We start from the raw sequence: 12,022 nt of genomic DNA on the forward strand, positions 1-12,022 counted from the left end.
CGGGGGGCGGCCGTAGTGCCCATGGGCCTGCGGGTCGTCCATGACGTCCTCGTGAGCATGCCGTGGCTGAGTACCAGGCGCCGATGGTGTGGGCGTTCGTCGTCCGGGCGGCGGCGGCCGGGCCGCCGTTCGCGGAGGCCGTCGTGGAGGTCGGCGAGCGACTGTACGGCGACCTGGTCGCGGATGCGCTGGACAGCGGGTTCGCGCTCGCGGTGGGGGAGCCGCCGCTGGTGACCGGGACGGTCGAGCTCGGCGCGGGACGTTTCGAGCGCATGGTCCTGGTGGGCGGACGGCAGGTCTGGGAGCCCGGCCTGGCCGTCGAGGTGTCACCGGCCTGGCGGGCCGCGGCCGAGGTGCGGGGCGGCGTCGTGGTGGTCATCGTCCCGCCCGGCACCTGGCCGCTCGGGCTGATGGACCTGGACTCGGCGGAACGCGAGCGCGCCTTCGGCGAGGCCCTGGAGGAGGCGCGGACGGCGGGCCAGGTGCTCCACGGGATGGTGGCTCTGGAGATCACCGTCTGATCTGGCGGGCCCTTCGGAGCGCTCCGAAGGGCCCGCGCGGCCGCGTCAGGTGAGCAGCGTCGCCTCGATACCGGCCACCACCGCTGCCAGGCCCTGCTCGAAGCCCTCGTCGAAGTCCTGGAACATCACCCGGCCGGCCTCCGCGGCGAGCGGGTGGGCGGCGAGGCGTTCGGCGCGGGCCTCCAGGTCGTAGCCCTCGTCGCCGTCGAAGGGGTTGGGACCCATGGCCTGTTCCTCGATGACGTAGCCGATGGTGTAGCTATACGCCGTGTACCAGGCCCGGGCAGCCGCGGCCGTGGTGAAGCCGGCCTCCGTCAGCAGCCGCAGTGCGGCCTCCAGGCCTGCGGCGTAGGACGTGTCCGTGAACCGGGCGCCGCTGTAGACCTTGGCCCCGTCGCGGTGGCGCAGCAGCTGGGCGCGGAGCCCGCACATCGTCGCGCGGAACACCTCCCGCCAGTCCCCGCCCGGCGGGAGCTGCGCCGACTCGGCCGTCATGCGCCGCATCATCTCCGTCGCCATCTCGTCGAGCAGCGCCTGCTTGTCCTTGAAGTGCCAGTACAGCGCGGGTGCCTTGACGTCCAGTTCGGCGGCGATCGCGCGGAGCGTGAGGCCGTCCAGGCCCACCTCGTTGAGGAGCCTCAGCGCGGTGTCGGCCACCAGCTTCCGGTCGAGTTTCGGGGTTCTCTGCGGGGTCACGGTTGACAGTTTAACTCTGTTAAGTGCACGCTTCCGTCAACCGCTTACTTAACAACGTTAAGGAGAATGCCTCGTGGTTTTCCGGGAGACAGGCAGGCACACGGACGTCCTGATCGTCGGCGCCGGGCCCACCGGCCTCGCGCTCGCGCTGGACCTCGCCCGGCACGGCGTCGTCGCGCTGCTCGTCGAGCGCGGGGCGGAGCTCTTCCCCGGCTCGCGCGGCAAGGGGCTTCAGCCGCGCACGCTGGAGGTCCTGGACGACCTCGGCGTGCTGGACCAGGTCCGAGCGGTGGCCGGCCGCTATCCGGCGAACCTGCGCTGGAAGGACGGCGAGCCGCAGGGCCGGAGCAGCCTGTACGACCCGACCGAGCCGTCCGAGGCCGAGCCGTACACGGAGACGCTGATGCTGCCCCAGTGGCGCACGCAGCAGGTGCTGTACGGGCGGCTGCGCGAGCTGGGCGGCGAGGTCGCCTTCGGGCGCGAGCTGGTGGGCCTGGACCAGGACGAGGACGGCGTGACCGCCGAGTTCGCGGCCGGCGGCCCGGTCCGGGCGCGGTACGCGGTCGCCGCCGACGGTGGGCGCTCGACCGTCCGCCGGCTGCTCGGCATCAGGATGACGGGGGAGACCGTGGACCCGGACCCGATGCTGGTCGCGGACGTCCGGATCACCGGGCTGGACCGCGACCACTGGCACTTCTTCCCGGCCGCCGGTGCGCCCGGCGACGGGCTGGGCGCGGGGCTGGTGGCCATCTGCCCGCTCCCCGGCACGGACGAGTTCCAGCTCGTCGCGCAGTTCGCGCAAGGGGCGGCCGTCGACCTCACCCTCGACGGGATCCGCGCCACGGTCGCCGACCGCACGCACCTGACCCGGGAGCAGGTGTCGGCGGTGCGGTGGGCGTCCGAGTTCCAGCCGCGGGCGGCGCTGGCGGACCGGTTCCGCGCCGGCCGGGTGTTCCTCGCGGGCGACGCCGCGCACGTGCACTCACCGGCGGGCGCGCAGGGCCTGAACACCAGCATCCAGGACGCGTACAACCTGGGCTGGAAGCTGGCCGCGGTGCTGTCGGGCCGGGCCCCGGCGACGTTGCTCGACACCTACGAGGAGGAGCGCCGGGCCAACGCGGCGGCGATGCTGGACCTGTCGACGCGCGTGCACCGGGGCGAGGTCCGCCGGGGGCGGGCGACCCAGCAACTCGGCCTCGGCTACCGGGAGTCGTCGCTCACGGCGGAGACGCGGGCCGCCCTGCCGGAGGATGCCCTGCGTGCGGGCGACCGCGCGCCGGACGGCCGCCGGGGCGGCATCCGCCTGTTCGACGCGTTCCGCGGGCCGCACTGGACGCTGCTGGCCGTGGGCACGGAGACGGACCTGCCGGACCTCGGCATCCCGGTCGTCCGCATCCCGCCCTACGGGGCCTATGGCACCGGCGTCTTCCTCATCCGCCCGGACGGATACGTGGGCTGGGCGGGCGCGACGGCCGAGGGGCTGGCGGAGTACGCGACCCGCCACGGAGCCCTGGGCTCCTGACCTTAGGGTCAGCGCGCGGGGGATCAGCGGGAGAGTCGTGGGCCGTCGTGGTCCGGCGGGACTGCCGGGCCATGGCTCTCCGTCGCCGTCCGGCCGGCGGCATCTGCCGCTGCCCGGACGAACTCGCGCACCCGCTCGGTGGTGTTGCCGTCCCGCCAGACCGGCCCGCGTTCGATCGGCGGTGCGTCGTGGATCGGCACGTAGGAGATGTCCGGCCGGGGGTAGTACCGGCGGGCGTGCTCTCCGACCGGCAGGACGCCCCTGCCCAGGGCGACGAGGCTGAGCATCTCCGAGAACGTCCCGCCGGCCGGTCCCTTGGGAACGGGCCGGCCGGACGGGGTCCGGTCGGGTGTGCGGTCCCGTTTGAACCCCGCGGACGTCACGGCCGGGTACTGCACCACCGGATGGTCGGCCAGCACCTCGATCGACACCGAGCTCTCCGCGGCCAGCGGATGCCCGGCGGCCACGGCGAGGACCCGCTGCTCGGTCAACAGGACCGGCCCGCGGGCCATTCCGTCGAACGGGAACGAGGCGATGAGGACGTCGATCGGGCCGTCCTCCAGGCAGGCCCGGGAGTTGAGCAGATTGGCCTCACGGACGTCGACGCGGCAGTCGGGGTGCCGCTCGGAGTAGAGCGCGACCGCGTTGAGCAGGATCGGAGCCGTCCCCTCGCCGAGAAACGCCACCCGGAGCTCCCCGGTGACACCGCGCGCGGCGTCGACGGCCCGGCGCAGGGCCTCCTCCATGCCCGCCACCACGGGAGCCAGGTCGTCGGCCAGCTGCCGTCCGACCGGGGTGAGCCGGACCGATCGGCTGGTCCGTTCGAACAGCGGGCCGCCGATCCGGCGTTCCAGCTTCCTGATCAGCTGGCTGACGCGCCCGGTCGTGAGGTGCAGGCGCTCGGCGGTGCGGCCGAAGTGCAGCTCCTCCGCGAGCGCGAGGAACACCTCGGTCTCCAGGCGTTCCAGCATGATCGCTCCCGTCGTGCGCCATCGTTTCCGATCGTTGAATCCAGCTCAACGATCGTATGTGGATCTTGCCTTGATGGTGCGATCTGACTGGCGGATCGTGGAACCCGAAGCCCGCCACCACCGACGGATCGCGGCGGGCCCGTCCACCGCCCGGCTCCTCCGGGCGGTCGCACCGGAGAGGAACCGACCGTCATGCGGGTCATCGCCTTCGACCACCTGGTCCTGAACGTCGCCGACGTCGAGCGAGCGCTGGACTTCTACACCGGGCTCCTGGGCCTGGAGCCCGTGCGCGTCGCCGAGTGGCGTGCGGGCACGGCCCCGTTCCCGTCCGTCCGCGTCTCCGCGGAGACCATCATCGACCTGGTCCGAAACCCCAGGCCGGGGTCCAACGTCGACCACATCTGCCTCACCGTCGAGCCGCTCGACTGGCACGAGGTCATCGAGTCCGGCACGTTCACCGTCCTCGACGGACCCGTCAGCCGGTACGGCGCACGTGGCACCGCGACGTCCGTCTACGTCCGGGATCCGGACGGCAACACGGTCGAACTGCGCTGGTACCCGCAGGACGTCGCGGACAGCTGAGGTGTCGTCAGCCTGCCGTCACGCGGTGACCTTGGCGATGAAGGCGGCGAGGTTCGCCACCGTGCGCTCGATCTTCTCCTCCAGGGTGAGCGACTCGTGCAGCTTGGTGTCGACGTCCTTCCTGCCGCGCACGTACAGCGAGCACGCGAGGTCGCTGCCCATGTACGCACCCACCGAGTTGCCCTGCTTGCCGGCTTTCCCGGCCCGGGGTGCGACCAGCAGCGAGACGCCCCCGGAGTGGGTGGTCACGCACAGCGAGCACAGGCTCCGCCGGGCCTGCCAGGGGGCGGCGGTGGAGGAGCGCAGCACGACCGCCACCGGGCGGCCGTCGAGCTCGGCGACGAGGTAGGCGCGGTCGGGGGCCTGGGGGTCGCGCCAGCCCAGGAAGTCGAGGTCGTCCCAGGGCTGCTCGGCCAGGTCGCGGGGGACGTTCAGGCGCGAGGCCTCGCCCTTGCTGCAGTTGACGAACGCGGTGCGGATCTCTTGCTCGGTCAGCGGCTTCATAGGAGGCAACGTAAATTACCTAGGAGCACTAGGCAAACGTATTATGTCCCCAGGCGAGCGAAGGGAACGGCATGGCACGTGCAGGGCTGAACGCGGACCGCCTCACCCGGGCGGGGGCGGAGCTGGCCGACGAGATCGGCTTCGACAAAGTGACGATCTCGGCGCTCGCACGGGGCTTCGGAGTCAGGGACGCGAGCCTGTACTCGCACGTCAGGAACTCCCAGGACCTCAGGACCAGGATCGCCCTGCTCGCCCTGGAGGAACTCGCCGACCGCGTCGCCGCCGCCCTCGCCGGCCGCGCCGGCAGGGACGCCCTGATCGCCTTCGCCAACGCCTACCGCGACTACGCCCGCGAACACCCCGGCCGCTACGCCGCCGCCCAGCTCGAACTCGACCCCGAAACGGCGCGCGCCAGCGCCGGTCCCCGGCACGCCCGGATGACGCGGGCGATCCTGCGCGGCTACGACCTCGCCGAGCCGGACCAGACCGACGCCGTCCGGCTGCTGGGCAGCACCTTCCACGGCTACGTCACGATGGAGAAGGCCGGAAGCTTCCAGCACACCGCGCGCGACACCGAGGACACCTGGTCGCGGATCCTGGACGCCCTCGACGCCCTGCTGCGTAATTGGCCCGCGACCTCCTGACGGCGTCGTACCGAACGCGAAGTCATCGGCGGGCTTCGTCGGAGTCGGTGGCGTCACCGTGTCGTGGTTCGCCGCCTACTTCTCGACGGCGGTGATGAGCAGCATGGGCATGATGACCTCTTGCGACCGGCCTGGATGCTCACTGTTGCTTTGTGTCCGAACCGTTGGCGGAAGCCGGGAGCGGCGGGTTCACGCTCCGGGGGCCGGTGTCGTGGGCGTCGCGGCGCTCCTCGTGGCAGGTTGGGGGCATGAGTGATGCGGAAATTCACCCGCGGCGGAGGCTGATCGTGCTGCGGCACGCGAAGTCGGCGTGGCCCGACGTCGCGGACGTGGACCGGCCGCTGGCGCCGCGTGGGCGGCGTGACGCGCCGGAGGCCGGGCGATGGCTGGGCCGGCGGGGCCTGGTGCCCGACGTGGTGGTGAGCTCGCCGGCCCGCCGTGCACGCGAGACCTGGGAGCTGGTGGCCGCTCAGTTGCCCGGGAGGCCGGTTGTCGGATTCGACCCGGAGGTGTACGGCGCCGACGCCGACGGCCTCGTCCGGGTGTTGCGCGGACAGGATCGCCGGGCGGGGACGGTGCTGCTGGTCGGACACAACCCCGCCATGCAGGAGTTGGTCCTTCAGCTGGCCGCCGGTACGGGCGGCGACGCTCTCGGCCGGGTCCGGGAGAAGTTCCCGACCTGCGGTCTCGCCGTGCTGGAACTCTCCTGCGAGTGGTCGGAGTTGGGGGAGTCGGCGGCCAGTCTGGTGGACTTCGCCATTCCTCGTGGTGCCCGCGACTGACAGCGAGGTCGGACGGCGGGGTGGGGCGTCGGTCGAGCGGTTTCGTGCCGTCGGAACGGACAGCGTCACGGGCGGTGCTCGCGGGCGGCTGAACGGGCCGATTGCCAACTGGCGGGTTGGCTGCTTCGTATGCTGGGGGCATGGCATGGGACACTGCGAAGACCAAGAGGCTGCTGCTCGAAGCGGCTGTGGACGAGTTTGCCGCGCACGGGCCCGAGGGTGGGCGGATCGACCGCATCGCGGCCGCTGCCGGCGTCAACAAGGAGCGGATCTACCCCTACTTCGGCGGTAAGCGGCAGCTGTTCGACGCAGTGGTCCAGCGCGAGCTGGAACAGCTCGCCGCCGCCGTGCCGATGGAGGAGGCGGACGGGCGGCCGGTGGACCTTCCGGAGTATGCGGGCCGGGTGTTCGACTACCACCTCGCCCATCCGCACCTCCTGCGCCTTTTGCAGTGGGAGGCCCTGTATGGCGATGCCACAGCTCCGGTCGCCGGTGAGGAGCGGCGGGCCGCCTACTACGCCGAGAAGGTCGCCGCCGCCTCCCGCGCGCGCCGAACGGAAGCGGGGTCCGCGCAGGCCGCGGATTCGCTCCCGCCCAAGGAGCTGCTGTACGCGGTCGTGGCGCTGGCCGGCTGGCAGTTCGCCGTGCCGCAGCTCGCCCGGATGATCACCGGTGGGACGGTCGACGAGGATCCGGCCGCCCGGCGCGCCGCCGTCGTGGACATGGTGCGCAGGCTCGCGCTCTGACCGACCTCCAGCCCAATTTCCAACTAGCAGGTTGGAAATTGGACCTGCTCACGCTAGTGTCCAACTCGTCAGTTGGAAATACTCCCGGACAAGGAGCCTGACCATGACGGTCATGTCCGCACGCCCGAACGCCGCCCTCGTCCTGATCGAGTTCCAGCGCGAGTGGCTCGACCCCGAGCACGGCCGCCTCAACCACCTCGTCGAGGACCGGGGCATGCTCGACACCGCCGTAGACGGCGCAGCCGCCGCCCTGGCCGTGGCCCGCGCGCACGGCGTCCCCGTCGTGCACGTGCCGCTGGTCCTCACCCCCGGCGCACCCGAGCTGGAGAGCTGGACGCCGGCGCGGCTCGGCCTGCGCGCGGCGATCCCCAAGGCCGGCACCTGGATCCAGGGCAGCACCGGCGTCGAGTTCGCCGAAGCCTTCCGGCCCGCCCCCGGCGAACCGATCGTGCGCGGCCGCGCCGGCGCCAGCGCCTTCGCCGGATCCTCCGACTTCGACCTGATCCTGCGCCGCCTCGGCGTCACCGACCTGTACCTGGCGGGCTTCGCCACCCACGTGTGCGTCGAATCCACCCTGCGCGAGGCCCACGACCGCGGCTACACCGCTCATGTCATCCACGACGCCTGCGCGGCCTTCACCCGCGCCCAGCAGGAACACGTCCGCGAGCACGTGATCCACCACTTCGGCGACGAGACCGACGCCGCCGCCTTCGCCGCCTCGCTCGACTCCGCGATCTCCGCGCGATGACGGCGAGGAGTGCGCCGCCACCGGAAACGGCCTGAAGGGGCAGCGCGGCCTCCTCACCCGACCCGTCGCCGTCCGTCCTGGAGATCGCCGCAGGACCGTGATCCCCGTCGGCGACCACGAGTTGCTCATCCACTGGGCGGCGACCTCCGAGGTCCCGGGCTTGGTCTGGACCGGGCGAACGAGCGGTCGGCGGTCGGGTGCCGTCGGGGTGCTCCGGCCTCGGAGTTCGCCGACGGCGGCCGGGGTGTCGCGGGGAAAGGGCTGCCCGGGGTGCGGTAAACGGCGCGTCAAGTTCGCGCAGGCGGCCTTGTTGACGTGACCGCGGTCACCTACCGTCATCACGCCGAATCGGCCGCGTCAAGATCGGACGAGTCGTCAGTTTCCGACACCCTCGGGAGGACCACCACCCTTGCGCACCAGAAGACTTGCCATGCTGCTCGGGCCGGCCCTGCTCGGGCTCTCCCTCGTCACCCCGTCCTCCTCGTCCGCCGCCGCAACCGGCCCGGCTCTCCCGCAGGGCACCCAGAGCGACAGCGCCTACGCCGCCAGCCAGGCCGCCAACCGTGTCACCAACGTGCTCGCCACCGCCGCCCGGACGAGCTGCTACCGCCCCGAGGTGCCCTACACCGCCAACAGCGGCCCGGCCGAGGGTTACAGCGGCATGACGCCCTGCCCGGCCTCGGGCGCCACGACCGGTGAGGACACCGGCGCCGCGGGCCCGTACGCCACCCAGGCCGGCAGCAATCCGGGGTACCCGGCGGCCACCCCGATGCTGGTCAAGGGGCACTCGGAGTCGGACCTACGGGTGGACCCGACCAACCCCGACCACCTCATCGGCGCCTCGAAGTGGGTGGTCAGCCCGGAGGGCTACAACCACCTGCTCGGCTTCTACGAGTCCTTCGACGGCGGGCACAGCTGGCCGGTCCAGGGCCACATCCCCGGCTACGAGGGCTGGACCGACAACACCGACCCGGTCGGCGCCTTCGACACCTGGGGCAACTACTACTCGCTGCTGCTGCCCTACCAGTTCTTCTACAACGCCGACGGCTCGCACAACTTCAACGTCGGCACCGTGCGGGAGGCCAACCCGGCCGTCCCCTCGCAGGCCATCTCGGTCTCCGTCCGCCCGCACGGCTCGACCACCGCCACCCAGTGGCTCACCGGCCACGCGGGCCACCCCGACTACGTCGCGACCTACGACAGCATCGGCAACGGCCCGGACAAGCAGTGGATCGCCATCGACACCAACCCGGCCAGTCCGCACCTGAACCGCATCTACGCGATGTGGGTGGACTTCCACGACAAGACCGCCGTGCCGTACGTCTCGTACGCCGACGCGCACCCCGACGGCACCCACACCGACTGGTCGAAGCCGCAGGCGCTCCCCGAACCGCCCAGCACCCCGCAGGGCGCCACCTACCTGCTGCCGCACGTCGCCCCCGACGGGACGGTGTACACCACCCTCACCAACTCCGACCCGGCGCACCGCTTCTGCTGCGACAGCATCTTCCTGGACGCCTCGCGCGACGGCGGTAGGACCTGGTCCACGGTCTCCACGGTCCAAGGTGGCATCACCCCGCCGCCCGGAGAGTACGCCAACACCACCTTCCGCGACGGCATCGAGGACACCTTCACCCTCGGCAGCCAGCCCGTCGCCGGCCACTACCCGCTCTACGTCGCGTACGACGACTACAGCACGGGCGTCGTCAACGTCCTCCTCACCGCCTCCTACGACGACGGCGCCAGCTGGAGCACGCCCATCCTGGTCAACGACAACGCCGCGCCCGTCGACGAGTTCCAGCCGAACCTGACGACAGCCGCCGGCGGCACCGTCAGCGTCGCCTTCTACGACCGCCGCCTGACCTGCCCCGCCGCCGGCACCCCCGAGGCGACGGCGGCCGGTCTCGCCCTCGACACCGCCAACCCCAAGCACCCCGGCGCACCGTACGGCGCCGCCAACTACTGCGTGAACACGAGCATCCAGTTCTACGACCCGGCCCTGGCGCCGCTCGGCCACAACATCCGCCTCAGCGCCCACTCCTTCGACCCCCAGCTCGACGCTCCCGTCGAGGACTCGGCGACCTTCATCGGCGACTACTTCGGCAACACGACCGGCGGCTCGACCGACTACACGACGTCCGTCAGCACCTACGACGACGGCACCAACCCGGGCCACCTGCAACAGCAGTTGGTGGCGTCGGTCCCGATCCCGCACAAGTGACCCGGCGGCCGTAGCCTGCCCCTCCTGTCATCGATAAGCCGCGCACGGCCCGCCGGATCCATCCGGCGGGCCGTGCGCTCTCATCCGTCCGACCTGCGCTCGTGGCGCACGTGAACGGCAGGCTCAGTGCTTGCGGCGGCGAAGCCGGGCTCCGCCGAGGAGCGCCGCACCGACGACCGTCGTCGCGCCGGCGAGGATCGCCACGGGCAGCAGTCGTGGCCTGCCCGTCTCGGCCAGCTGCTTGCCCGGGTGATCCGGGTAGTGGGGCTGCGACGGCGCCGCCCCCGGACCGTGGGAGTAGCTCGGGCGCGGGACGTACGACGGGCTCGGACTCGGGCTCGGGGTCGGGGTCGGCGCCGGGTCGACGGTGAGCCTGAAGGCCTGGGTGGCGGGCTGGCCCGAGCTGTTCTGCGCGGTGAAGGCCAGGTCGTAGACGCCGGCGGTGCCAGGCTGCGGTGTGCCCGACAGGGTGGCGGTGCCGTTCCCGTTGTCGGTGAAGCCCACCCCGCCCGGGAGCGGGCCGGACTGGAGGATGGCAGGCGTCGGAACACCCGTCGCGGTGACGGTGAAGGTGCCGAGCTGTCCGACCACGAAGGTCGCGCTCGCGGAGCTGGTGATCGCCGGCCGCCGGGTGGTGTTCAGCAACACCGACACGGTGTTGCTGCCGGTGTTGGCGGTGGCGAGGTCCAGGCGGCCGAAGCCGGTGAAGTGGCCCGCCGCGATCGCGAACGGGGTGGTCCCCGTGGGGTAGTCGGTCTTCGCGGCGAACGTGCCGTCACCGTTGCCCGTGAGCAGGGAGACGGTGCTGTCGCCGGCATTGGCGGTGACCAGGTCCTGGCGGCCGTCGCCGTCGAAGTCGCCGACCGTCAGGGCGTAGGCGGCTGTTCCGGTGGCGTAGTCGGTCTTTGGGCCGAAGGTGCCGTTGCCGTTGCCGAGCAGGACGGACACGGTGTTCGCGGTGGCGTTGGTGATGGCGAGGTCCAGGCGGCCGTCTCCGTTGAAATCACCGATTGCCACGGCCGACGGGTTGGTCCCGGTGGGGAAGTCGGTTTTGGGGCCGAAGGTGCCGTTGCCGTTGCCGAGCAGGACGGACACGGTGTTCGCGGTGGCGTTGGTGACGGCGAGGTCCAGGCGGCCGTCTCCGTTGAAATCACCGATTGCCACGGCCGACGGATTCGCGCCGGTGGGGAAATCGGTCTTCGCGCCGAACGTGCCGTCACCGTTGCCCAGCAACACCGACACCGTGGCCGCCGACGCGTTCGTCACCGCGAGGTCCAGGCGGCCGTCTCCGTTGAAATCACCGATTGCCACAGCCGACGGATTGGCCCCGGTGGGGAAGTCGGTTTTGGCGCCGAAGGTGCCGTCACCGTTGCCCAGCAACACCGACACCGTGTTGCTGACGATGTTGGCGACGGCGAGGTCCAGGCGGCCGTCCCCGTTGAAATCGCCCGTCGCCACCGCCAGGGGGCCGGTTCCGGTGGCGTAGTCGGTCCTCGCGCCGAAGGTGCCGTCGCCGTTGCCCAGCAGCACCGACACGGTGTTGCTGCCGAAGTCGGCCACCGCGAGGTCGGAGCGCCCGTCGCCGTTGAAGTCGCCCACCACCACGGAACGTGGCGTGTTGGCGGTCGTGTAGTCAACCGGGGACGAGAAGACGGAGGTGGCCGCCCACGCCACCCCGGACAGGGCCAGGGGTGCCGCCGCCGAGAGAAGCGCGGCGACGATCCGCGTTCGATTCCTGGCCGATCGGCGCCGTTCCGGCGCCATGTCGCTCAAGGTCGTCATGACAAGAGCCTGCGGTTTCGGCGCGAACTTTCGGCAAGACACCCCGCAGTGAGGTGATATGGCGATCGGTTGTCATCCGGATGGCGTAGTTTCATCGGCTACGACACGGATCTCGCTCATTTCCCGCACGTTCGAGGCGGTTGGACGTGTGTGCCTTTCCGGGGAGCGTGACATGCGGCGCTTATCACAGATCCCCCGAGCGAAGCAAGGATGTGGCGCTCGGCTGGATGGGTGACTTTACGTCAATTCCATTGCGGTCGATCTCGCCCGAAAGGACTACTTGTCCGTGCGCCAACCGATTCG

12 protein-coding genes are annotated in these 12,022 nt (G+C 71.4%); 8 read left to right on the forward strand and 4 right to left on the reverse strand.

What is annotated here, in order from left to right:
- The first annotated feature begins 62 nt into the window (after positions 1-62).
- Positions 63-521: a hypothetical protein gene (locus F7Q99_RS25725; protein ID WP_153465153.1), complete on the forward strand. Its 459-nt coding sequence runs from the start codon at positions 63-65 to the stop codon at positions 519-521.
- A 45-nt stretch (positions 522-566) separates the two neighbouring features.
- On the opposite strand, the gene F7Q99_RS25730 is transcribed toward F7Q99_RS25725, so the two are convergent.
- Positions 567-1,217: a TetR/AcrR family transcriptional regulator C-terminal domain-containing protein gene (locus tag F7Q99_RS25730; RefSeq protein ID WP_326847117.1), complete on the reverse strand. Its 651-nt coding sequence runs from the start codon at positions 1,215-1,217 to the stop codon at positions 567-569.
- 73 nt (positions 1,218-1,290) lie between these two features.
- On the opposite strand from F7Q99_RS25730, the gene F7Q99_RS25735 reads away from it, so the two are divergent.
- On the forward strand, positions 1,291-2,739 hold the full coding sequence (locus F7Q99_RS25735; RefSeq protein WP_326847118.1) for an FAD-dependent monooxygenase: 1,449 nt from the start codon (positions 1,291-1,293) through the stop codon (positions 2,737-2,739).
- Between the two features lie 23 nt (positions 2,740-2,762).
- Here F7Q99_RS25735 and F7Q99_RS25740 read toward each other — a convergent pair whose 3' ends face one another.
- Complete coding sequence (locus F7Q99_RS25740; protein WP_153465157.1) at positions 2,763-3,710, reverse strand: LysR family transcriptional regulator; 948 nt, start codon at positions 3,708-3,710, stop codon at positions 2,763-2,765.
- A 192-nt stretch (positions 3,711-3,902) separates the two neighbouring features.
- Between F7Q99_RS25740 and F7Q99_RS25745 the strand changes: the two genes are divergently transcribed.
- Positions 3,903-4,292, forward strand: coding sequence for a VOC family protein (locus tag F7Q99_RS25745; RefSeq protein WP_153465159.1), 390 nt, complete (start codon positions 3,903-3,905; stop codon positions 4,290-4,292).
- An 18-nt stretch (positions 4,293-4,310) separates the two neighbouring features.
- Here the strand turns inward: F7Q99_RS25745 and F7Q99_RS25750 are convergent, their stop codons facing one another.
- The gene (locus F7Q99_RS25750) at positions 4,311-4,796 is read right to left on the reverse strand and encodes an FBP domain-containing protein (RefSeq protein ID WP_153465161.1); all 486 of its coding nucleotides are present in this window, start codon (positions 4,794-4,796) and stop codon (positions 4,311-4,313) included.
- Between the two features lie 71 nt (positions 4,797-4,867).
- Between F7Q99_RS25750 and F7Q99_RS25755 the strand changes: the two genes are divergently transcribed.
- The 5 genes from F7Q99_RS25755 to F7Q99_RS25775 all read left to right on the forward strand — a co-directional run bounded on the left by F7Q99_RS25755 (position 4,868) and on the right by F7Q99_RS25775 (position 9,937).
- Positions 4,868-5,440 carry a TetR/AcrR family transcriptional regulator gene (locus F7Q99_RS25755; RefSeq protein WP_153465163.1) on the forward strand — a complete coding sequence of 191 codons (573 nt, stop codon included), beginning with the start codon at positions 4,868-4,870 and terminating at the stop codon, positions 5,438-5,440.
- A gap of 248 nt (positions 5,441-5,688) precedes the next feature.
- Positions 5,689-6,222 (forward strand): SixA phosphatase family protein, encoded by a 534-nt coding sequence (locus tag F7Q99_RS25760; protein WP_153465165.1) that lies wholly within the window; start codon positions 5,689-5,691, stop codon positions 6,220-6,222.
- Positions 6,223-6,362: 140 nt separating this feature from the next.
- Entirely contained in the window at positions 6,363-6,968 is a 606-nt protein-coding gene (locus F7Q99_RS25765; RefSeq protein WP_153465167.1) for a TetR/AcrR family transcriptional regulator, read from the forward strand.
- A gap of 103 nt (positions 6,969-7,071) precedes the next feature.
- Entirely contained in the window at positions 7,072-7,716 is a 645-nt protein-coding gene (locus F7Q99_RS25770) for a cysteine hydrolase family protein (RefSeq protein WP_230210316.1), read from the forward strand.
- A gap of 409 nt (positions 7,717-8,125) precedes the next feature.
- Complete coding sequence (locus F7Q99_RS25775) at positions 8,126-9,937, forward strand: sialidase family protein (protein ID WP_153465169.1); 1,812 nt, start codon at positions 8,126-8,128, stop codon at positions 9,935-9,937.
- 123 nt (positions 9,938-10,060) lie between these two features.
- Here the strand turns inward: F7Q99_RS25775 and F7Q99_RS25780 are convergent, their stop codons facing one another.
- Entirely contained in the window at positions 10,061-11,719 is a 1,659-nt protein-coding gene (locus F7Q99_RS25780; RefSeq protein ID WP_153465171.1) for an FG-GAP repeat domain-containing protein, read from the reverse strand.
- Positions 11,720-12,022: the final 303 nt, after the last annotated feature.

It is taken from the genome of Streptomyces kaniharaensis, assembly GCF_009569385.1.
Lineage (GTDB): Bacteria > Actinomycetota > Actinomycetes > Streptomycetales > Streptomycetaceae > Kitasatospora > Kitasatospora kaniharaensis.

Coding starts and splice junctions, on each gene's coding strand:
- F7Q99_RS25755 (WP_153465163.1), top strand. CDS start 4,868: ATGGCACGTGCAGGGCTGAACGCGGACCGCCTCACCCGGGCGGGGGCG.
- F7Q99_RS25765 (WP_153465167.1), top strand. CDS start 6,363: ATGGCATGGGACACTGCGAAGACCAAGAGGCTGCTGCTCGAAGCGGCT.
- F7Q99_RS25760 (WP_153465165.1), top strand. CDS start 5,689: ATGAGTGATGCGGAAATTCACCCGCGGCGGAGGCTGATCGTGCTGCGG.
- F7Q99_RS25740 (WP_153465157.1), bottom strand. CDS start 3,710: ATGCTGGAACGCCTGGAGACCGAGGTGTTCCTCGCGCTCGCGGAGGAG.
- F7Q99_RS25780 (WP_153465171.1), bottom strand. CDS start 11,719: ATGACGACCTTGAGCGACATGGCGCCGGAACGGCGCCGATCGGCCAGG.
- F7Q99_RS25745 (WP_153465159.1), top strand. CDS start 3,903: ATGCGGGTCATCGCCTTCGACCACCTGGTCCTGAACGTCGCCGACGTC.
- F7Q99_RS25770 (WP_230210316.1), top strand. CDS start 7,072: ATGACGGTCATGTCCGCACGCCCGAACGCCGCCCTCGTCCTGATCGAG.
- F7Q99_RS25750 (WP_153465161.1), bottom strand. CDS start 4,796: ATGAAGCCGCTGACCGAGCAAGAGATCCGCACCGCGTTCGTCAACTGC.